17 protein-coding genes are annotated in these 21,617 nt (G+C 69.9%); 5 read left to right on the top strand and 12 right to left on the bottom strand.

The genetic code is table 11. The annotated features are described in order from the left end of the window. Positions 1–49 precede the first annotated feature (49 nt). Positions 50–2,794, top strand: coding sequence for a penicillin acylase family protein (locus tag DKM19_RS40890; RefSeq protein WP_239514522.1), 2,745 nt, complete (start codon positions 50–52; stop codon positions 2,792–2,794). A gap of 105 nt (positions 2,795–2,899) precedes the next feature. Here the strand turns inward: DKM19_RS40890 and DKM19_RS40895 are convergent, their stop codons facing one another. From DKM19_RS40895 to DKM19_RS40915, 5 genes are all read right to left on the bottom strand, one after another. Continuing rightward, positions 2,900–3,835 carry a ribonuclease Z gene (locus tag DKM19_RS40895; protein WP_110706342.1) on the bottom strand — a complete coding sequence of 312 codons (936 nt, stop codon included), beginning with the start codon at positions 3,833–3,835 and terminating at the stop codon, positions 2,900–2,902. An 89-nt stretch (positions 3,836–3,924) separates the two neighbouring features. Beyond that, a complete protein-coding gene (locus DKM19_RS40900) occupies positions 3,925–4,356 on the bottom strand; it encodes a hypothetical protein (protein ID WP_110703576.1) in 432 nt (143 codons plus the stop codon). A gap of 115 nt (positions 4,357–4,471) precedes the next feature. After that, complete coding sequence (locus tag DKM19_RS40905) at positions 4,472–4,885, bottom strand: DUF6113 family protein (protein WP_110703578.1); 414 nt, start codon at positions 4,883–4,885, stop codon at positions 4,472–4,474. A gap of 47 nt (positions 4,886–4,932) precedes the next feature. Then, on the bottom strand, positions 4,933–5,838 hold the full coding sequence (gene mshB, locus DKM19_RS40910; protein ID WP_110703580.1) for an N-acetyl-1-D-myo-inositol-2-amino-2-deoxy-alpha-D-glucopyranoside deacetylase: 906 nt from the start codon (positions 5,836–5,838) through the stop codon (positions 4,933–4,935). Between the two features lie 70 nt (positions 5,839–5,908). Continuing rightward, positions 5,909–7,477: a glycosyltransferase family 39 protein gene (locus DKM19_RS40915; RefSeq protein ID WP_162642136.1), complete on the bottom strand. Its 1,569-nt coding sequence runs from the start codon at positions 7,475–7,477 to the stop codon at positions 5,909–5,911. An 86-nt stretch (positions 7,478–7,563) separates the two neighbouring features. On the opposite strand from DKM19_RS40915, the gene DKM19_RS40920 reads away from it, so the two are divergent. After that, complete coding sequence (locus tag DKM19_RS40920) at positions 7,564–9,624, top strand: S9 family peptidase (RefSeq protein ID WP_204358448.1); 2,061 nt, start codon at positions 7,564–7,566, stop codon at positions 9,622–9,624. A gap of 282 nt (positions 9,625–9,906) precedes the next feature. Here DKM19_RS40920 and DKM19_RS40925 read toward each other — a convergent pair whose 3' ends face one another. The 3 genes from DKM19_RS40925 to DKM19_RS40935 all read right to left on the bottom strand — a co-directional run bounded on the left by DKM19_RS40925 (position 9,907) and on the right by DKM19_RS40935 (position 14,654). Continuing rightward, the gene (locus DKM19_RS40925; protein ID WP_162642138.1) at positions 9,907–10,833 is read right to left on the bottom strand and encodes a hypothetical protein; all 927 of its coding nucleotides are present in this window, start codon (positions 10,831–10,833) and stop codon (positions 9,907–9,909) included. 280 nt (positions 10,834–11,113) lie between these two features. Continuing rightward, positions 11,114–12,859 (bottom strand): ABC transporter ATP-binding protein, encoded by a 1,746-nt coding sequence (locus DKM19_RS40930; RefSeq protein WP_089211814.1) that lies wholly within the window; start codon positions 12,857–12,859, stop codon positions 11,114–11,116. Positions 12,860–12,962: 103 nt separating this feature from the next. Continuing rightward, positions 12,963–14,654 (bottom strand): ABC transporter ATP-binding protein, encoded by a 1,692-nt coding sequence (locus tag DKM19_RS40935; protein WP_110703588.1) that lies wholly within the window; start codon positions 14,652–14,654, stop codon positions 12,963–12,965. A 99-nt stretch (positions 14,655–14,753) separates the two neighbouring features. On the opposite strand from DKM19_RS40935, the gene DKM19_RS40940 reads away from it, so the two are divergent. Next, the gene (locus DKM19_RS40940) at positions 14,754–14,987 is read left to right on the top strand and encodes an RNA polymerase subunit sigma-70 (RefSeq protein WP_089211812.1); all 234 of its coding nucleotides are present in this window, start codon (positions 14,754–14,756) and stop codon (positions 14,985–14,987) included. Between the two features lie 2 nt (positions 14,988–14,989). Then, the gene (locus DKM19_RS40945) at positions 14,990–15,547 is read left to right on the top strand and encodes a Clp protease N-terminal domain-containing protein (protein ID WP_110703590.1); all 558 of its coding nucleotides are present in this window, start codon (positions 14,990–14,992) and stop codon (positions 15,545–15,547) included. Between the two features lie 333 nt (positions 15,548–15,880). Here the strand turns inward: DKM19_RS40945 and DKM19_RS40950 are convergent, their stop codons facing one another. From DKM19_RS40950 to DKM19_RS40965, 4 genes are all read right to left on the bottom strand, one after another. Continuing rightward, entirely contained in the window at positions 15,881–16,360 is a 480-nt protein-coding gene (locus tag DKM19_RS40950) for an OsmC family protein (RefSeq protein ID WP_110703592.1), read from the bottom strand. Positions 16,361–16,525: 165 nt separating this feature from the next. Next, positions 16,526–17,263: a succinate dehydrogenase/fumarate reductase iron-sulfur subunit gene (locus DKM19_RS40955; RefSeq protein ID WP_110703594.1), complete on the bottom strand. Its 738-nt coding sequence runs from the start codon at positions 17,261–17,263 to the stop codon at positions 16,526–16,528. Beyond that, a complete protein-coding gene (locus DKM19_RS40960) occupies positions 17,260–19,188 on the bottom strand; it encodes a fumarate reductase/succinate dehydrogenase flavoprotein subunit (RefSeq protein ID WP_089211808.1) in 1,929 nt (642 codons plus the stop codon). Before DKM19_RS40960 ends, DKM19_RS40955 begins: the two co-directional genes overlap by 4 nt. A gap of 269 nt (positions 19,189–19,457) precedes the next feature. Next, the gene (locus DKM19_RS40965; RefSeq protein WP_110703596.1) at positions 19,458–20,222 is read right to left on the bottom strand and encodes a succinate dehydrogenase cytochrome b subunit; all 765 of its coding nucleotides are present in this window, start codon (positions 20,220–20,222) and stop codon (positions 19,458–19,460) included. A gap of 198 nt (positions 20,223–20,420) precedes the next feature. On the opposite strand from DKM19_RS40965, the gene DKM19_RS40970 reads away from it, so the two are divergent. Next, the gene (locus tag DKM19_RS40970; protein WP_110703598.1) at positions 20,421–21,353 is read left to right on the top strand and encodes a LysR family transcriptional regulator; all 933 of its coding nucleotides are present in this window, start codon (positions 20,421–20,423) and stop codon (positions 21,351–21,353) included. The last annotated feature ends 264 nt before the right edge of the window (positions 21,354–21,617 follow it).

Below are 21,617 nucleotides of genomic sequence, written 5' to 3' on the forward strand. Positions count from 1 at the left end.
GGGACATGTCGTGTAGGAGGTTTTTGTGAGGTTCCGTCCGTATGCCTGGATGCCCCGACCGCTCAAGTGGCTCTCTCGAATGGTCACCGTCTTGGTGGTATTCGGACTGATCCTCGCGGGAGCCGGCATCTGGACCGTACGGGCATCCTTTCCCCAGCTCGGGGGTGAGCTCAAGGTGGCCGGCCTGACGGGAAAAGTCACCGTCTACCGCGACAAAACAGGAATCCCACATATCTATGCGGACTCCCCCAACGACCTGTTCATCGCCCAGGGTTACGTGCACGCGCAGGACCGGTTCTTTGAGATGGACTTCCGCCGCCATGTGACGGCCGGCCGGTTGTCGGAGATGTTCGGCTCGGCGACGCTGCCCGAGGACAAGGTCATCCGCACCATGGGCTGGCGGCAGGTGGCCGAGGAGGAGCTGCCTCTGCTCAGCGAGCAGACCCGGCTCTACCTGGACGCCTACGCCAAGGGCGTCAACGCGTGGATGGGGCAGAACAAGGGCTTCGCGGGCAAGAGCCTCGAATACGCGATCCTGCAGTTCACCGCCGCCGGTTACGAGCCCGAGCCGTGGACCCCGGTCGACTCGATCGCCTGGCTCAAGGCCATGGCCTGGGACCTGCGCTCCAACATGGAGGACGAGATCGGCAGGGCGCTCGCGGCGAGCAAGCTGCCGCGCGGCCGGGTGGAGCAGCTCTGGCCCGGATACCCCTTCGACACCCGCCAGCCGATCGTCACCCGAGGGTCGGTCACCGAGCGTGGATTCGACCAGTCCAAGGAGCCGGTGAAGACCGTCGCGGACACGGGAACCGGCACCGGCACGAGACTCGGAACGGGAACGGGAACGGGAACCGGCACAGGAACGGGGACCGGGACCGGCACCGGGACGGATGCGGGCACGGGAACAGGTACGGGCAGGGGTACGGGTACCGACACGGGAACGGGTACGGGTACGGGTACGGGTACGGGTACCGACACGGGAACGGGTACCGGTACGAATGCGAGCGCGGAGACGGACACCGGCGTGACCGTGGGCGCGTTGACCAGGGCGGCCGAGGCCATGCGCGTGGTGCCGAGCCTGATGGGCGACTCCGAGGACGGCAGCGGCATCGGCTCGAACTCGTGGGTGGTCAGCGGCAAGCACACCACGTCGGGCAAGCCCCTGCTCGCCAACGACCCTCACCTGTCGGCCGGCATGCCCTCGGTCTGGTACCAGACCGGGCTGCACTGCCGTACGAAGAGCGCCAAGTGCCCGTTCGACGTCACCGGGTTCACCTTCTCCGGTGTGCCAGGTGTGATCATCGGCCACAACGACAAGATCTCCTGGGGTTTCACCAACCTCGCCCCCGACGTCACCGACCTGTACCTGGAGCGGTTGAGGGACGACTCCTTCCTGTTCATGGGCAACTGGAAGCCGCTCGTCACCAGGATCGAGACCATCAAGGTGGCCGGGCATGAGCCGGTCGAGCTCAAGGTCCGCGAGACCATGCACGGGCCGATCATCTCCGACGTCATGTCGGACGTGAAGGACACGCTGCCGGGCACGGCCAAGATCTTCAACGCGGAGGCCGACGCGGTGGCGCTCAAGTGGACGGCGCTGGACCCGGGCAGCACCGTCGACGCGATCTTCGCGCTCGACACCGCGCAGGACTGGCAGCAGTTCCGGGCGGCGGCGAGCAAGTTCGACGTGCCCGCGCAGAACCTGATCTACGCCGACACCGAGGGCAACATCGGCTACCAGTCCCCCGGCAAGATCCCGGTCCGGACCCGGGGCGACGGCACCTGGCCGGTGCCGGGCTGGACCGGCGAATACTCCTGGCAGTCCACGATCCCCTTCGACGAGCTGCCCAGCGTCTACAACCCGCCGGAGGGCTACATCGTGACCGCCAACAACGCGGTCATCGATCCCGAGCGCTACCCGCACATGCTCACCAAGGACTGGTCCTACGGCGACCGCTCCCAGCGCATCCTGGACCGTCTCCAGGAGGCGCTGAAGAAGGGCAAGGTGGACGCCGCGACGATGAGCGACGTGCAGCAGGACACCCGGAACGGCTTCGCCCCCTTCCTGGTGCCCAAGCTGATGGACGTCAAGGTTGCCGGACCCTCCGAGGACGCCCGCAAGCTTCTGGACGGCTGGGACTACTCCCAGGACGCGGAGTCGGGTCCGGCGGCGTACTTCAACGCCGTCTGGCGGCACCTGCTCATCGAGACGTTCAACGACGACCTGCCGGAAAGCGCCTGGCCCGGCGGCGGCGGCCGCTGGTTCGAGGTGGTCCGCGCCATGCTGGACAGAAGCGACGACGCGTTCTGGGACGACACGCGAACCTCGATCAAGGAGACCCGCGACGACATGCTGCGCCGGGCCATGGCCGCGGCCTACGACGAGCTGAGCGCTCGTCTCGGACCGGACGTCAAGGCCTGGCGCTGGGGCGACCTGCACTCGCTGAAGCTCGTCAACCAGAGTTTCGGCACCTCGGGGATCGCCCCGGTCGAGTGGCTGTTCAACCGGGGTCCGTTCCCGGTGGGGGGCAGCAAGGACGCGGTCAACGCCACGAGCTGGGACCCCCAGCAGGACTACACGGTGACCTCGCTGCCGTCCATGCGCATGATCGTGGACCTCGCGGACCTGGACAAGTCCCAGTGGATCAACCTGACCGGCGCCTCCGGCCATGCCTTCCACGACAACTACTGGGACCAGGCGCCGCTCTGGGCGAGCGGGAAGACCACCCCGATGCTCGCCCGCGAGGAGTCGATCAAAAAGGCGGCCGCCCACACCCTGATCCTCACCCCGTGAGAGTGCGGGTCGCACCGCCACGGTGAGCGAGGGTCACGGAGACGTTCGTTCACGCGGTGGCGGTGCGGGAGGGCCGGCGTTCGTTCACGGCGTGGCGGTGGAAGGTCACGCGCCCTGGTCGGACCGCCGCCTGGGAACGGCGACCCGGGTGAGGTCACGGGCGACGACGACCTCCCCCGGGAAGTGGGAGTGGGCCTCGTCGAGGAACCTCTGCTCGTCGTCGGCGTCGTAGCGCTCGGAGAAGTGGGTGAGCACCAGGCGGCGCACACCCGACTCGGCCGCGACCCGGGCGGCCTGGCCGGCGGTGAGGTGACCGTACTCCTCGGCGAGCCTGGCCTCGGCGGCCAGGAACGTCGACTCGATGACGAGCAGGTCGACGCCTTCGGCGAGCGCGAAGGCGTTGTCGCACAGCCGGGTGTCCATGACAAACGCGGCGCTCTGCCCGGGACGCGGGCGGCTGCACTCCTCAAGGGTGACGGTGGCGCCTTCGACGGTGACCGTTCCTTCGCGCTGGAGTTCGCTGATGAGCGGCCCGTGGACGCCGCGGGCGCGCAGACGCTCGGGGATCATCTGGCGCCCGTCCGGTTCGTCGAGGCGGTAGCCGTACGCGGGGACGGGATGGGAGAGCGGGCGCGCGGTGAGGGTGACGGGCCCGGCGGGCAGGCGCACCACCTCGCCGTCGAGCGGGTGCTCGACGATGTCGGCGGTGTCGTGGAAGACGGTGGCGTGGCGCAGCCGCCGCCAGTAGGCCTGCCCGCTCAGCGGATAGGCGGCCCCGATCCGATGCCCGACGCCGTCGCGAGAGATCCGCTGGACGACTCCCGGCACGCCGAGACAGTGGTCCCCGTGCAGGTGCGTGACGCAGATCCAGGTGATGTCGCCGGCGCTGACCCTCGCGTGGGTCATCTGCCGCTGCGTGCCCTCACCCGGGTCGAACAGGAAACCGGCTCCGTCCCAGAGCAGCAGATATCCGTTCTGATTGCGGTTGCGGGTGGGCACCGCGCTCGAGGTGCCGAGGATGACGAGTTCGCGAGGAGACACGGTCGCCATGTTAGGACGTGGCGCCGGCCCCGCCGGAGGGCTCGGTCGATGTGGACGACCACCGGGCGGGGCCGGTGATCGCCGCCTCCCTACCGGGGGGTTCTCCTCGCCCGGCGCCACCACGGCGACTTACGGGAGTAGTTTCCGTCCTCCAGGTTCGCCAGCCGCTCGAAGACGTTCCATGCGGCCCGGTCCCAGCAGATCAGCATGGAGGCGGCCGTCGCGACGAGATAGAGCAGCAGCATCGGCAGGCCCACGCAGAGCATGTACTGGGAGGCGTGCCGATCCTCGTGCCTGAGCAGGCTCCCGGTGAGAAAGCCCTCCTCGTACTTGGTCAGCACCACGTTGCCGACGGTGAACGCCCTGGCGATCGGGAACCGGAAGCGGTAACCGTACGCCAGGATCAACCCGTCGGGTCCCGCCGTCACCCGGGCGTGGCCGAGGCGCGCCACCAGCAGCCCCAGTGGCGTGGACAGGTTCGCGTAGTTGAGGGTCCGCCGCACCCGATGCAACCGCCGCATACCGCAAATTGTGCGCTCCTCCGGTCACCGTGCGCCAGCGGTCCGGCCCACCCGCTCCGACTTCGCACCGACCGGGCCCGCTCCACGCGACTACGGGCCGGGCCGCTCCACGCGACTACGGTGAATGCGGTTCGACGGGGCGGCGACCGTACGAGTGCTTGGTGAGCAGCCAGGACTCGCCGCCCGCGGAGGGCGAGAGCAGCACGCCCGCCAGGATCCCGGCCAGGCCGCCGTAGAGGTAGACGTAACCGGAGAGGTCATTGGCGATGATCACATCGCCCTCCGGGCGGTTGGCGAGCCAGATCATCGTGATGACCATCCACCCCGCCGCGGGCGCCAGGGCGGCCAGCTTCCCACCCATCATCCGGCCCGCGCCGTAACAGACCGCGAACAGCGCGGCGACCCAGCCGATGGCCGAGACCGGGACGGGCCAGATGTACCACGAGTGCTGGAATCCGCCGAGGACGCCCATCAGGAGTCCGAGCATGACAAGCACGGCGTACGCCGCGGCGGTGACCGCCGTCGTCACTGAAGGTTTCTCCGCCACCGGGACCTGCTCCGTCACAAGCACCGAGGCTAGTCGATCCCCGCGAAGAGGTCGTCTTCGCGGTCATAGGGCTCGCCGAGGCCTCCCACCTCGATCGGCGCTCCCGGAGCGGCGGGCCCCCGAACCCCGGCGCGAAGGATGAAGTGCTCCACCCCGAACGTCTGCTGGCCGGCGTTGTTGGACAGGGCGAACCACGGCGGGTCCACCCTGATCTGGGTGGCGTGCGCCCGCATCGCGCCGAACTTCTCACCGATGTGGGCGCGGCCGTCGATCTCGGTGGTGACGTCCTGGTCCGCGCAGCCGAACGGCAGGTCGCCGACCTCCTCGACGAAAAAGCCGACCTCCCTCTCGCGCAGCGCCTCCTCGGCCCCGCGCATCACCGACGTGGGCATGGCCGTGAAGTAGAACTTGGCGATCCGCCACGGCTCGCCCTCGCCGAACGCCGGATCGGCGGCCAGCTCGAAGGCCCGCCAGGAGACGCGGTGGGCCTGGATGTGGTCCGGGTGGCCGTAGAAGCCGTTCTCGTCATAGGTGACGAGAACCTGGGGCCGCACCTCGCGGATGATCTTCACCAGCTCCCCCGCGGCCTCGTCCAGGTCGGCCCGCCAGAAGGCGGTGTCGCGGTCGTTGGAGGCGACGCCCATCATCCCGGAGTCGCGCCAGCGGCCGGGACCGCCCAGGAAACGATGGTCGGCGACGCCGAGTGCCTCGCAGGCGTCGGCGAGCTCGCCGACGCGGTGCTTGCCCAGGGTGTCGTCCCGGTCGGCGGTCAGATGCGCCAGCTCCGGGGGGATGACCTCCCCCTCCTCGCCGAGCGTGCAGGTGACGAGCACGACGTGGGCCCCCTCCGCGGCGTATTTGGCCATGGTGGCTCCGCTGCCGATCGTCTCGTCGTCGGGGTGCGCGTGCACGAGCATCAGGCGCCGATCGGTCATCGAGTTCCTTCTGTGTGGAGACCCGGGTTTCGGTCCCGGGCAACCCCAGGCTCCGGCCGTGGGGAGGATGTCAGGCGTTCGAGGATATCCGTGACCTGGTGTACAGGGTGAGACGGACCGCCCCGAACGCCCGGGTGCGCCCTCCGCGAAACTCCTTTTTCAGCTCCTTGAGCCTCGGATCGTCCTCCCACGTGGTGCCGCGCAGGCGGGGCGAGACCAGCCACACCCGGGTGGAGCGGGCGCCGGGCTCCACCAGCTTGCCGTACGGCTCGCCGTACACGGCGACGAACAGCCGGTATTTCACCGGCACGTAGAGCACCGCGTCTCCCGGCCGCTGCTCGGCGCTCAGCACCGCCGCGAGGGTGCGCAGGTCGTCGGGGCGGGCGTCGGGCTCGCGGATGGCCAGGTGGGCGCTCGCCGAGAGCACGGCCAGGGCCGTGAAGACGGCCAGGCCCACGGGAGTACGGCGCGCCGCCGCCAGACCCGCTCCGGCCAGGAGGGCGAGGGCGGGGATCACGAAGAAGACGTAACGCGCGTTGTAGATCGGGTAGACCTGGGAGATCGCGAACGACAGCGCCACCGGGAGGATCAACCACGGGAGCGTCACCGAGGCCAGGAGCGCTCCTCCGGGCCCCGTCCCCGCCGGTCCGCTCGCACCGGCGCTCGGACCCCGCTCCGGCAGCACCTCCACACCGGTCCTCGGACCCGCCCCCGGCAACGCGTCCACACCGGCGCTCGGGCTCCTCCCCGGCACCGCGTCCGCACCGGCCCTCGGACCCGTTCCCGGCGGCGTCCCCGCGCCGGTGCCCGCGCTCGTGCGGGAACGCGCACCGGCCCGGAGCGCCCACCAGGTTCCGAGCAGGGCGAGGACGAGCAGCAGGCCGAGGAACAGCATCGGCAGGGACGTGGCGTCCCACGCCTTCGGGCCGCCCGCGAGCTCCACCCCGAAGGTTCCCAGATCGGCCAGGCCGGGGACCTTGAGCCAGAAGAGCTGCTCGTCGCGCTGCCCCGACGCGATGAGCGCGAGGGGCACGAGCAGCACTCCCGCCCCGACCATCGAGGCCAGCCACGGGACGATCTCCGAGCGTTTGCGCAGGAGGATCGTGACGGCGTGGGCGGGCACCAGGAGCAGCGCGTAGAGGTGGAACCAGCCGAGCAGGGCGATCAGCAGGCCGTACCCGAGATACCGTGACCGCCGCTCACCGAGCAGGACCCAGGTGGCCGCGACCGCCACCGCGCTGACCAGGGCGTAGCTCCGCGCCTCCTGGCCGTAGCGGCTGACCATGGGCAGCACCGCGTAGACCAGCCCGGCGAACATGCCCACCTGCGGCGTGGCCACCCTCCGCCCGATGGCCACGATCCCGAACGTCGCCCCGGCGACCGCGAGCGCCGAGGGCAGCCGGGCCGCGAGCTCCCCGTCGAAGGCCGCGAACGGCCGGAGCAGCAGATAGTAGAGCGCGTGCACGGCGTCGATCTTGTCGAGCAGCTTCCACAGCTCGTCGAACGACATGGTCGCCGCCATCACGCTCACCGACTCGTCCCGCCAGAAGGACGGGATGCCGATCCTCCAGAGGACGAACACGAACGCCAGTGCGGCGAGCGCTCCCGGGGAGCGGGCAATTCGCGCGATAAGGGTCACTTGCCCAAGCTTCCCCCATGTTTTGACCATCCGAGCTCCACCCCCGGGAAATCCGGGGCGCGGCCCGGGCTGGCAAGATGGCTGGTATGAGTGACAGCTTTCCTCGTCTGCACGCCAGGACCCGCCGATTCACCCTGGGGGTACCGCGTGGTTTCACCATCGCCCCCGCCGGCGACCGCATCGTCTTCCTTCGGACGAAGGGCGGCTCCGACCCGGTCACCTGCCTGTGGGAGTTCGACGTTCTCAGCGGCAAGGAGCGGCTGATCGTCGACCCGCGCACCCTGTCCGCGGACGAGGAGGACCTGCCGGCCGAGGAACGGGCCCGCCGCGAGCGCAGCAGGGAACAGGCCGGCGGCATCGTCGGCTACAGCACCGACGCCGGGGTGACCGCGGCGGTGTTCGCGCTCTCCGGCGGCCTCTACACCGTCGACCTGAAGACCAAGTACGTGCGGCTGCTGAAGACGCCGGGGTCGGTGATCGACCCGCGGATGTCCCCCACCGGCGTCCACGTCGGTTACGTGAGCGGCGGAGCGTTCCACATCCAGGACCTTGAGGACGAGGTGGACCACGTGCTGGCCCGCCCCGAGGCGCCCGGGGTCACCTACGGCCTGGCGGAGTTCATCGCCGCCGAGGAGATGGACCGCATGCGGGGCTACTGGTGGTCCCCGTTCGGCGACGCGGTGCTGGTCGAACGGGCCGACGAGTCGCCGGTCCAGAAGTGGTACATCGCCGACCCGGCCAACCCCTCCCGCCCCGCCGTCGAACAGCGCTACCCCTCCGCGGGCACGGCGAACGCCACGGTCGAGCTGTTCGTCCTGACCCTGAGCGGCTCCCGCATCCCCGTTCCCTTCGAGGACGAGTACCTGGTCAACGCCACCTGGGACGCCCACGCCCTGTCGATCGTCACCATGTCACGCGACCAGAAGAGCCTGCGGCTGCTCACCGTCGACCCGGCCACCGGGAGCTCCACCGTCGTCCGCCAGGACACCGACGCCGCGTGGGTCGACATCGCCACCGGCGTGCCCGGCCACCTGTCCGACGGCACTCTGGTCTGGGTGGCCGCCGCCGACGGAGGCCACCGTCTGATCATCGGCGACCAGCCCGTCACGCCGCCCACCCTCCAGGTTCGCGAGGTTCTCGACGTCGACGGCGACGCCGTGCTCTTCCGCGCCAGCGGCGAGCCCACCGAGATCGCCCTGTGGGCCTACAGGAACGGCCGGATCACCCTGGTCAGCCCGGCCGAGGGCGGCGTCTACAACGGTCACACGGCGGGCGGCACCCTCGTGGTCACCGGCCAGACCCTCCACAGCGAGGGCTCGACCGCGCATGTCTCCCACAACGGAACGCCCCGGGGCAACATCGTCTCCCACGCCGAACGGCCCGGCCTGGACCTGAGGGTCTCCCTGATCCGCGCGGGCGAGCGCGACCTGTCCACCGCCGTGCTCTTCCCCTCGGGACACGTGCCCGGCTCCGCGAAACTGCCGGTCCTCATGGACCCGTACGGCGGGCCGCACGCCCAGCGCGTCCTGTCCGCCGCGGGCGCCTACCTGACCAGCCAGTGGTTCGCCGACCAGGGCTTCGCGGTGATCGTGGCCGACGGCCGCGGCACCCCTGGCCGCGGTCCCGAGTTCGAGCGGGCCGTCCTGCACGACCTGGCCTCCCCGGTCCTGGAGGACCAGGTGGACGCCCTCCACGGTGCCGCCGCGCAGTTCCCCGACGATCTGGACCTGTCCCGGGTCGGCATCCGGGGCTGGTCCTTCGGCGGATTCCTGGCCGCCCTGGCCGTCTTCCGCCGTCCCGACGTGTTCCACGCGGCCGTCGCGGGGGCCCCGGTGACCGACTGGCGCCTTTACGACACCTGCTACACCGAGCGCTACCTCGGCCACCCCGACGAGGGCCACTACGACTCCTCGTCCCTGTTCGCCGACGCCGAGAAGCTGGACCGCCCCCTCCTGCTGATCCACGGCCTGGCCGACGACAACGTGGTCGCCGCGCACACCCTGCGTCTGTCCTCGACCCTGCTGGCGGCGGGCCGCCCGCACAACGTCCTGCCGCTGTCCGGCGTCACCCACATGACCCCTCAGGAGGTCGTGGCCGAGAACCTGCTCCTGCTCCAGGTCGACTTCCTCAAGAAGTCCCTGGCCTGAAACGGCGGGGCACGGTAAGAAGTCCCTGGCCTGAATCACGGGGGCACGGTGCCGGCGACTTGAGAGGCGGTCCCCGATCTCAAGGCGCCGGAGGGCCCCCGGCCTGAAATGGCGGGGGGACGGCTCCGGAGGCCCGGCGCCGTCCTCCCGGCACAGTGGTTCCCGCCCCACCTCGACGTCCTGGGCCGGTACGGGGTTTTCCCACGCGTATCGCCTCTCAGCTCACCGGCTCGACGTCACGAGCCGGTACGGGGCTTTCCCGCGTGATCGCCTCTCAGCCCACTATCTCGGGCCCGAGTTCAGCCTCTTCATCATCCTGTGGCCGAGCCTGTCACCGTGCTTTCCGTTCTTGCCTCCGCGCTTCTCCTCGCCTGCCCTGCCCTGGTGACCCTCGTGCTTCTTGTCACCCGGCTTGTCCGCGCCGGCCAGAGGCGCGTGCTTCCCGCCTGACCGGTTCTCGCCTGCCTTGCCCTGGTGGCCCTCGTGCTTCTTGTCGCCCGGCTTGTCCACGCGGCCCAGAGGAGCGTGCTTCCTGCCCGACCGGTCCTGGCCCGCCCTACCCTCGTGCTTCTTGTTGCCTGCCCTGTCCGCACCGGCCTGAGCCGCGTGCTTCCTGCCCGACCGGTCCTGGCCTGCTCTGCCCTCGTGCTTCTTGTTGCCCGCCTTGTTAGCGCCGGCCGGACCCGCGTCCTTCTTCCCGCCCGCCGCGTTCGCGCCGGCCGGACCCGCCTTCTCCTGCCTGCCCGCCGCGTCGGCGCCGCCCGGAGCCGGGGACGCCTCCCCGCCGACGGCGCCCTCCCCGGCCGGAGCCGCGTCCTTCTTCCCGCCCGCCGCGTTCTGGCCTCCCGGATCCGCGTCCTTCTTGTCGCCGGCCGCATCCTTGCCCGCCGCGCCCGTATTCCCCGGCTTCCCAGGCCGGCCATCCCGGTGGCCTCGGCGATCCCCGTCATCCCGGTGACCTCGATGGCCCCTTCCCGGGCCGGGGGCCGCCACGACCGCGGAGAAGGACACAGCGGCGGACGGGAGCGAGCACAAGCAGGTGACACCGGAGGTCGTGTGGGCCAACGGCGCCGCGGTGGAGGCCATGGCGACGCCCCCGTAGGACACGACGGGGACGACAACAAAAGCACCCATCAGAAGCTTGCCCAGCGCCGCACGTCGGCGGAGGCCCGCGCGGTCCGCGACGGACTCGATCAATTCAGGTGACATGAGAAGTGACACCCCTTTCGGTTCAGTCTCGTGACTACATGCATTTGACTGACTACTGTCAGCAATGGCCACTGTAGCCGTCGAAGACCGTTTCGAGCCGCAAGGGGAGCCGTCGTCAGCGGCGGCGCGCGAACATGCCACGGCGCGGCGCCGTCCTCCGTGAACGCGCCACGCCGCGCCCTGGGCACCGCTTCACCCCCGTGCCACGCCGCGCCACGGGCACCGCCTCAGCCGCCCGCGCGGCGCCGCGCCACGGCGCCGCCTCGCCGCGAGCGCCGCCTTACTTGGAGGTGCCGTGCCAGCTGCTCCACAGGGCGGCGTAGGACCCTCCGGCGGCGACGAGCTCGTCGTGGGAACCGAGCTCGCTGATCCGGCCGTCCTCGACCACCGCGACCCGGTCGGCGTCGTGTGCCGTGTAGAGGCGGTGGGCGATGGCGATCACCGTACGGCCCTCGAGGACCGCCGCCAGGGACCGCTCCAGGTGGCGGGCGGCCCGGGGGTCGATCAGCGAGGTGGCCTCGTCGAGGACGAGGGTGTGCGGGTCCGCCAGGACCAGCCGGGCCAGGGCGGCCTGCTGCGCCTGGGCGGCGGAGATCGACTCACCGCCGGAGCCGACGACCGTGTCCAGTCCCTCGGGCAGTGCCTCGACCCATCCCCAGGCGTCCACGGCCTCCAGCGCCGCACGGATCTGGGCCTCGTCCGCCTCGGGACGGGCGATCAGCAGGTTTTCGCGCAGGGTGCCCCGGAAGATGTGGTGCTCCTGGGTCACCAGGGCGACGTGACCTCGCAGGTCGTCCAGCGGGAGCTCGACCAGCGAGGTGCCGCCGACCGTGACCGAGCCGGTGCGCGGACCGTGGATGCCCGCGAGCAGGCGGCCCAGCGTGGACTTGCCCGCGCCGGACGGACCCACCATGGCCAGCCGCTCTCCCGGCTTGACCACCAGATCGATGCCGTGCAGCACGTCGTGGCCCTCCCGGTAGGCGTAGCGGACGCCGTCGGCCTCCAGCTCCTCGCCGTCGGGAACGCCGGAGCCGGCCTCGCGGTCGTCGGGCACCTCGGCGACGCCCAGCAGGCGGGCCATGGAGGCCCCGCCGACCTGGAGCTCGTCGATCCACATGAGCAGCCGGTCGAGCGGGTCGATGAGCTGCTGCACGTACAGCGTGGCCGTGGTGACCTGTGCGATCGTGACCCAGCCCTCGATGTAGAACATGCCGCCGATGACCAGCGTCGCCACGATCGGGATCACGTAGCCGAGCTCGACCGTCGGGAACCAGATCGTGCGCAGTCCGAGGGTGTAGCGTTCGGCGGCCCAGGACCGGGAGATGTCGGTGTCGGTACGGCGGTGCCGCCGCTCCTGCAGGCCCAGGGCCTCCACGGCGCGAGCGCCGCTGACCGTCTCGGCCAGCCCGTCCGTCATGTCCGCGTAGGCGGCGCTCTCCCGCAGATACCCGTCCCTGGCCCGCTTGAGGTACCACCGGGTGGAGATCCACAGGATCGGAACGGCCAGCAGCGAGGGCAGGGCGAGCAGCGGTCCCACGATCAGCAGGGCGCCGACGGTGATCACGCAGGTGACCAGCGCGATCATCGTCTCCGGCACGGCGTGCCGTACGGTGCGCGACAACGAGTCCACGTCCCGCGAGGTCCGGGTGATCAGATCGCCGGATCCGGCGCGCTCGACCGTGGACAGCGGCAGGCCGAGCACCCGGCCGACGAACTCCTGGCGCAGCTCGGCGAGGACCTTCTCGCCCAGCTTGGAGGAGGCGTAGACGGCGAACCTGACCAGCACCGCCTGGGCGGCCAGGAAACCGCCGATGCCCAGCGACACCCCGGTGACGTCGACCCCGGTGCCCGCCTGGACTCCCTCGACGAGCCCGCCCAGCAGCCACGGAGCGGCCAGGCCCGCGACGGCGGCCAGGCCGTGCAGGCCCAGCGCGATCGACAGGTCCCGGGGATATTTCAGTGTGAGCCTGCGTGCATAGGCTCGGACCTGCGCCTGGTCGGCGACCGGCAGAATCTGCTTGCTCATGCGATCACCTCTCCTGGCGACTCGGTTTTCGACGTGGTTGCCGGCCGCGACATGATTCCCGGCCTGGTCTGTGACGTGGTTCTCGTCCCGTCGGCTCGCTCGCTCACGCGTCGGCGCCGCGGGTGACGACGGCGGTGTAGGCCGGCTCGGTGGCCAGCAGTTTCCTGTGCGTGCCCTGAGCCTGCACGACGCCGTCCCTGACGTAGATCACGTAGTCGGTCCGGTCGAGCACCAGCGGGCTGGTCGTGCAGACCAGCGTGGTCCTGCCCGCGCGGGCCTTGACCAGCCGGTCCGCGATGCGCGCCTCGCTGTGGGCGTCCACCGCGCTGGTGGGCTCGATGAGGATGAGCACCTCCGGATCGGCGGTCAGCGCCCTGGCGAGCCGTAGCCGCTGCTGCTGGCCGCCGGAGAACTCCCGGCCCGCCTCGGCGACGTGCCCGTCGAGGCCGTCGGGCAGCGCGTCGACGATGTCCTCCGCGCACGCGGTGTACAGCGCGTCGGCGATGTCCTGGGCGGAGGCCTCTCCGGTGATGTCCAGCTCGTCCCTGAGCACTCCGGCGAACAGCTTGGCGTCGTTGTCGGCCACCAGGATCCGGCGGCGGACCTCGGCGATCGGCAGGGTGTCCAGCGGCACGTCGCCGAAGTCCACGTCGCCGTCGCTGTAGCGGCCGAGCCGGTCGGCGATCGCGATGCCCTCCTCGGGCACGGCCGCCACGACGGCGGTGAACACGCCGGGGCGGACCGCCACCCCGGAGGCCACGTCGCGCAGCAGACCGCCGCCGGACTCGCCGGAGCCGCCCTGCACCTCGGGCTCCAGATCGAGGATCCGGATCACCCGGCGGGCGGCGACATGTCCCTTGGTCAGCTTGTCTGCCGCCTCGGTGAGTGTCCGCAGGGGGGCGATCAGAAAGGCCGCGTAGCCGTAGAAGGAGACGAGCTGGCCGATGGTGATCTGGTCCCGTATCGCGAAGGTCGCGGCGAGCCAGGTCACGCCCGCGATCAGCAGGCCCGGCAGCAGGATCTGCGCGCCCTCCAGCGTCGACTCGGCCGAGGCCACCCGCACACCCGCGTGCCGTACTTTCTGGGACTCCGCGGTGTAGCGGTCGGCGAAGACCTGCTCACCGCCGATGCCGCGCAGCACGCGCAGGCCCGCGACGATGTCGGCGGCCCTGGTGGAGAGGTCGCCCTGCAGGTCGCGGTAGGCGTGCTGACGCCTGTGCAGCGGCCTGAGCAGGGGCGCGACGGCGACGGTCATGAGCGGCACGCCGATCAGCACCGTCAGGCCCAGCGGCAGCGAGGTCCTGATCATGATGACGGTCACCACGACGATGGCGACGATCGCCCCGATGCCCCGGAGCAGGATGTCCATCGCGTTGCCGATGTGGGCGATGTCGGAGTTGCCGATGCTGACCACCTCGCCGGTGGACATGCGCTTGGGCAGGGTCGCGCCCAGGCGGGTCGACTGCCTGACGGTGACCTGAACGGTCCTGTAGGCGGCGTTCAGCCAGTTGTAGACGGCCATCCGGTGCCGGAGGGTGCCGGTGACGGCCTGCACGACTCCCAGGCCGAACAGCGCCGCGCCCCAGGTGATCAGAGCTGACATGTCCTCGGCCTTGATGGCGTCGATGCCCTTGCCCATGGTGACGGGGACGAGTGCCATCGCGAGCCACCACACGATGGCGTAGGTGATACCGATAAGCAGGGAGCCCGCCTGCTTGCGGGCCACCCAGCGCAGGTACCGGAACGGACTTCGGGCGTCTGGAGTGCCGGGATCCGCGGCAGGTAGGGAGCGCATAGCTTTACCAGGCTGACAACCTTGCCCTGATCAAGCAAACCATTTTCGGTGGTGACGGCGGGATTGACAGCCCCGTCGTGTCAACCTATGTTGACACCTATGAGCGATACGGCACAGCTGGCCTCCGACGCCGGCAGCCGCGATCCGGCCGTCGGCCTGCGGGCCGTACGGGCGCTGCGGATGCTGGTCGACCGGCTCGAGGCCCTTCAGGTGGAGAACGCCAGGGACCAGGGCTGGTCCTGGCAGGAGATCGCCAACTGTTTGGAAGTCACCCGGCAGGCGGTGCACAAGAAGTACGCGGGCGGCCGGGGCCTGCTACGACGGGAGAGATAGCCATGTTCGAACGGTTCCATCACGACGCCCGCCAGGCGGTCGTCCTCGCCCAGGAGAACGCCCGGACCCTGCACCACGACATCATCGGCACCGAGCACCTCCTCCTCGGCCTGCTCGCCCAGCCGGACGCCCTCTCGGCCCGCGTGCTGGGCCGGCACGGCCTCGACCACGACCGGGCCCGCCAGAGCGTCATCAGCCTCGTCGGGCAGAAGCCGGAGGACGCCCTCGACGCCGACGCCCTGGAGTCGATCGGCATCGACCTGTCGGCGATCCGCGAGAAGGTCGAGGCCGCCTTCGGCCCCGGCGCACTGGACCGCAAACCCCGGACCAACCGGCGGGGCCACCTGCTCAGCGGCCACGTTCCCTTCAGCTCGCGGGCCAAGAAGACCCTGGAGCTGTCCTTGCGCGAGGCGATCAACCTCAAGCACAGGCACATCGCCGACGGCCACCTCCTGCTCGGCATCCTCCGCGAGGGTGAGGGCCTGGCCTCCCGCGTCATCGCCGACGCGGGCATCGACTCCGCGGCCCTCCGCCGGGAGATCGTCTCCGAACTCGGCTGATCCCGGCTCCACTTCCCGGAGCCGGGGCCGCCCGTCAGTCACCGGCCAGAGCCTCGGCCTCCGCGTGCAGTGCCTCGACGAGAACCAACTCCAACAGGAAGTCCTTGTCCACCAAGGCGTCGGGTGCTTCCATAGCCCCTCCTCGCGGAGAAGACGCCCTGTCCGCATCCCGGGGCTACGGCCATACCAAAAAGGGCTCAAACAGCAAAACCCTCCGCCCGAACTGGACGGAGAGCCCTCGACATGTCTCAGGTCCTGCCAGGACGCAGGACATCCTTCAGACGAGCGGCCAACACGTCCCGCTCTTGGATCCCCAGGGGCCGGCGGCCCCGCTCAGACCTCCTGGACCCGGAGTACGGGCGCGTGGGTGATGGGAAAGTTCACCGAGCGGGCGATGAAACACACCGTGTGCACATCGCCGTGCAGCGCGCGGGCCTTCTCCACCATCGACGCGTCGGCGACCGTCACCTCGGGGCGCAGGAGGACCTCGGTGATCTGGCCTCCTCCGCCGCTCTCGTCCATCGTCATGACCCCGTGGGCGTGGTCCTCGTACTCGGTGACGACGACCCCGCCGACGGCGCAGAGGTGGAGGTACCAGAGCATGTGGCACTGGGCGACGGAGGCCACGAGCAACTCCTCGGGATTCCAGCGCGCGGGGTCGCCGCGGAAGGCGGGGTCGGAGGAGGCGGCGATCGCGGCCTTGCCGTCCGCCAGCACCTCGTGGTCACGGCTGAAGGACCGGTAGCTTTCCGTGCCCGATCCGAGGTTGCCCGTCCACTCGACCGTGACGTCGTAGGAGTGCGTTGTCGTCATGGGATCAGAGCTTAGAACGCCCTGAAAATCGGTACTGCGGGGCAGGTCACCATGCCGGTGCCGCTCTGGATTGTGGCCTGCGGGAGAGGTCGGTCCTCGCTCCGGCAGGCCGCGGGCCGTGCCTCCCGGGATGGAGGCACGGCCCGCGCGACGGTTTTACCTGGGTTACCTGGAGGCCCTGAGGTAGTCGCGGTTCATCTGGGCGATGGTGTCCAGCGAGATGCCCTTGGGGCAGACCGCGGTGCACTCCCCGGTGTTGGTGCAGCCGCCGAAGCCCTCGGCGTCCATCTGCTCGACCATGGCCTTGGCGCGCGCGTCGCGCTCGGGCTGGCCCTGCGGGAGAAGGCTGAGATGGGTGATCTTGGCTGCGGTGAAGAGGGAGGCCGAGCCGTTCGGGCAGGCGGCGACGCAGGCTCCGCAGCCGATACAGGTGGCCGCGTCGAACGCCGAGTCCGCGTCGTCCTTCTTCACGGGGATGCTGTGGGCGTCGGGAGCCGATCCGGCCGGGACGGAGATGAAGCCGCCGGCCTGGATGATCCGGTCGAACGAGGAGCGGTCCACGACCAGGTCCTTCACCACCGGGAAGGGCGCGGCACGCCACGGCTCGATGGTGATGACCGCGTTGTCCTCGAAGTGCCGCATGTGCAGCTGGCAGGTGGTGGTGGCCACCTGCTCGCCGTGGGCGACACCGTTGATGACCATGCCGCACATGCCGCAGATGCCCTCGCGGCAGTCGTGGTCGAACGCGATCGGGTCGTCGCCCTCCAGGATGAGCCGCTCGTTGAGCACGTCGAGCATCTCCAGGAAGGACATGTCGGGAGACACGTTCTCGACCCCGTAGGTGACCATACGGCCCTTGTCCCGGGGACTGCTCTGACGCCAGACCTTGAGGGTGAGGTTCACTTGTAACTCCGCTGGCTCATCTTGACGTACTCGTAGTCGAGGTCTTCCTTGTGCAGGACCGGGCCCTGCTCGCCGTACTCCCAGGCCGCGACGTAGGCGAAGTGCTCGTCGTCACGCAGGGCCTCGCCGTCCGCGTCCTGCGACTCGGCGCGGAAGTGGCCGCCGCACGACTCGGTGCGGTGCAGCGCGTCGATGCACATGAGCTCGGCCAGGTCGAAGAAGTCGGCCACCCGGCCGGCCCGCTCCAGCGCCTGGTTGAGCTCGTCGGCCTCGCCGGACACCTTCACGTTCTTCCAGAACTCCTCGCGAAGCTCCGGAATCCGCTCCAGCGCCTTGCGCAGCGACTCCTCGGTGCGTTCCATGCCGCAGTAGTCCCACATGAGCTTGCCCAGCTCGCGGTGGTAGGAGTCGGCGGTGCGGTTGCCGTTGGTCGCCAGCAGCCTGGCGATCTTGTCTCGGACCGCGATCTCGGCCTCGGCCACGGCCTCCTCGTCGACCTCCCCGTAGGGGCCGTTCGCGAGGTAGTCCCCGATCGTGGTCGGGAGCACGAAGTAGCCGTCGGCGAGTCCCTGCATCAGCGCGGACGCGCCGAGGCGGTTGGCCCCGTGGTCGGAGAAGTTGGCCTCACCGATCACGAACAGGCCGGGGATCGTGGACTGCAGGTCGTAGTCCACCCACAGGCCGCCCATCGTGTAGTGCACGGCCGGGTAGATGCGCATCGGCTGGGTGTAGGGGTCCTCGCCGGTGATGCGCTCGTACATCTCGAAGAGGTTGCCGTACTTCTCCTCCACCGCGGCGCGGCCCAGACGCTTGATCGCGTCGGCGAAGTCGAGGTAGACGCCCAGACCGCCGGGGCCGACGCCGCGGCCCTCGTCGCAGACGTTCTTGGCGGCGCGGGAGGCGATGTCACGCGGGACCAGGTTGCCGAACGCCGGGTAGATGCGCTCCAGGTAGTAGTCGCGCTCCTCCTCGGGGATCTCCGAGGAGGGCCGGGCGTCGCCCCGCTCGACCGGCACCCACACCCGGCCGTCGTTGCGCAGCGACTCCGACATGAGGGTCAGCTTCGACTGGTAGTCGCCGCTGACCGGGATGCAGGTCGGGTGGATCTGGGTGTAGCAGGGGTTGGCGAACATCGCGCCGCGCCGGTGCGCCCGCCAGATCGCCGTGGTGTTGCAGCCCTTGGCGTTGGTGGACAGGAAGAACACGTTGCCGTAGCCGCCGCTGGCCATCACGACCGCGTCGGCCAGATGCCGCTCGATCTCGCCGGTGACCATGTCCCGGACGATCACGCCGCGTGCCCGGCCGTCGGAGATGATCAGGTCGAGCATCTCGTGGCGGGTGTGCATCTTCACGGTCCCGGCCGCGATCTGCCGCTCCAGCGCCTGGTAGGCGCCGAGCAGCAGCTGCTGGCCCGTCTGGCCTCGGGCGTAGAAGGTCCTGGAGACCTGCGCGCCGCCGAAGGAGCGCGTGTCGAGCAGGCCGCCGTACTCGCGGGCGAACGGCACGCCCTGGGCCACGGCCTGGTCGATGATGTTCGCGCTGACCTGGGCGAGCCGGTAGACGTTGGACTCCCGGGCGCGGAAGTCGCCCCCCTTGACGGTGTCGTAGAACAGCCGGTGGACCGAGTCGCCGTCGCCGCGGTAGTTCTTGGCCGCGTTGATGCCGCCCTGGGCCGCGATGGAGTGGGCGCGGCGGGGCGAGTCCTGGTAGCAGAACGACGTGACGTTGTAGCCGAGCTCGCCGAGGGTCGCGGCGGCGGAGCCGCCCGCCAGGCCGGTGCCGATGACGATGACGTTGAGCTTGCGCTTGTTGGCGGGGTTGACCAGCTTGGCGCCGAACTTGCGCTTCTCCCAGCGGTCCTCGATCGGACCGTCGGGAGCCTTCGTGTCGCGGATCGGTTCGCCTTCGGTGTACTGCGTGATCATCGTTCGCTCACCACTCCTCATTCGCTACGCGGAAGGCTTGCTTCGCCGCGCCTGCCACTGCGCTCACTGCGTCGGGCTCGCTCACAGTGATCATCGTTCGCTCACCACTCCTCATTCGCTACGCGGAAGGCTTGCTTCGCCGCGCCTGCCACTGCGCTCACTGCGTCGGGCTCGCTCACAGTGATCATCGTTCGCTCACCACTCCTCATTCGCTACGCGGAAGGCTTGCTTCGCCGCGCCTGCCACTGCGCTCACTGCGTCGGGCTCACTCATTTGATGACTCCGGTCAGGACGCCGGCGGGTACCGCGAGGAAGCCGAGGACCATCACCACGGAGATCGCGGCGGCGGTGCCCTTCAGCGCCCGGTAGCCACGCCCGCCCGCCAGGCCGAGCGTCTGGAACGCGCTCCACAGGCCGTGCCGCAGGTGCAGGCCGACCATGATCACGGCGAGCGCGTAGAAGAGGGTGACCGGCCAGCGCGAGGGGGCGAAGCCCTGGACCAGCCGCTCGTACGGCGTGCCGTCCCAGCCGGCCGGGTTGACCGTGCCGAACGTGAGGTCCAGCAGGTGCCAGATCACGAACAGGACGATGACCACGCCGCCGTAGCGCATGGTGTGCACGGCATAGCCGCTCGCCCGGGACTTGCGCTTGGCCGCGTACTTGACCGGGCGGGCCTTCCTCGCCCGGCGGGCCAGGGAGATCGCCGACCACATGTGCAGGCCGACCGCCACGGTCAGCACGACCTCGACCAGGGTCAGCAGGACCCGGCGGGGAAGGATCGGCTCACCCATGGTCCGCAGGAAGTCGGCGTAGGCGTTGAAGGTCTCGGCGCCGAAGAAGCTCTTGAGGTTGCCGGCCATGTGGCCGATGAGGAAGAGGACCAGGATGGCGCCGGTGACGGCCATCACGGCCTTTTTTCCGTTGGAGGAGGCCAGGAACCGACCGGACCTCTTGGGCGTCTCGGTCCTTGCGGGGGTGTTCCCCGGAGGGTTAACCGGCGCGGTGGCGGATCCGCGCTCAATCGTGGCAGTCACACACGTGACGCTAGGTAAGGGTATTTACCTTCGTCCAAGTCATCGTGGATGTCGTTTCCATAGCCACCGGCTATTACCTCTGCGTCCGTGCCTCTTCCATGTCCGCGCATTGTCCGGTAGTGCGAGCAATCTCACATCTTCCCTCACATCGGGGGTCGCCCCGGATCCGCGGCCACGAGGTCCGTACGCTAGGGAAACGTGCAGCTCCAGCAACTGGCCTACTTCGTGGCGGTCGCCGAGACACGCCACTTCACCCAGGCCGCCGAGCGGATGCGCGTCGCCCAGCCCTCACTGAGCAAGCAGATCAAAGCCCTGGAGGCCGAACTCGGCGCACCGCTGTTCAGCCGCGCCCGGGGAAACGTCACCCTCACCCCCGCGGGGGAGGCACTGCTGCCACTGGCCCGCCGGATGCTGGCCGACGCCGAGACCGCGCGGAGCGAGATCGGCGAGCTGGCCGGGCTGCGCCGTGGCCGGGTCAGGCTGGGGGCCACGCCCTCGCTCTGCTCGGGACTGCTGGCCGACGCGCTGGCGAGGTTCCACCACGCCTATCCCGGCATCGAGCTGTTCGTGGAGGAGGGCGGCTCCCGCGACCTGGTCCGCACCCTCGCCCGCGGCCAGCTCGACCTGGCTCTGATCATCATGCCGCTGCAGACCGACGACCCCTCCCTGGTCACCGAGGAGATCCTGCGGGAGAACCTGGTGGTCGTCTCCCCCTCCACACCCCACGTGCGCAAGCCGTACCTGCGGATAGAGGAGCTGCGCGGGCGGCCGATGGTGATGTTCCGCCGCGGTTACGACCTGCGGGAGGCCACGATCAGCGCCTGCCGCCAGGCCGGGTTCGAGCCCAGGTTCGCGGTGGAGGGCGGCGAGATGGACGCCGTACTGCGTTTTGTGGAGGCCGGGCTGGGGATCGCGCTGGTCCCCTCGATGGTCCTGGACGGCCGTCCGGGCCTGACCGGAACCCCGCTGGCGCCTCCCGGGCTGCGCCGCACCATCGCCATCGCCCACCGCAAGGACGTCGAGCCCACCCGCGCGGCCCAGGCCTTCCGCTCGACCCTGCTCTTCTTCCTCGCCGAGGCCGCCCATGACGGAAGCCTGCCCCAGGGACTCGACCTGATCACCGAGTCCTGATCCGTACGGCTCCCGCCTCATCAGGACACCGGTCCTGATCCCTGTGGCCCCCGCCTCATCAGGACACCGGTCCTGATCCCTGCGGCCCCCGCCTCGTCAAGACGGCAGTCCTGATACGTATGGCTCCCCCGTCAGGACACCCTCGTGTCACTCCCGCGGGAGGATTCCCTTCCCGGTGACGGCGGCCTCTCCTCGGAACGTCCGGGCTCTTCGGAGCGTCCAAAGGTACGTCGGCCGCCACGTAAAATAGGGAGATTGATCAAC

Source organism: Streptosporangium sp. 'caverna' (assembly GCF_003203775.1).
Taxonomy (GTDB): domain Bacteria; phylum Actinomycetota; class Actinomycetes; order Streptosporangiales; family Streptosporangiaceae; genus Streptosporangium; species Streptosporangium subroseum.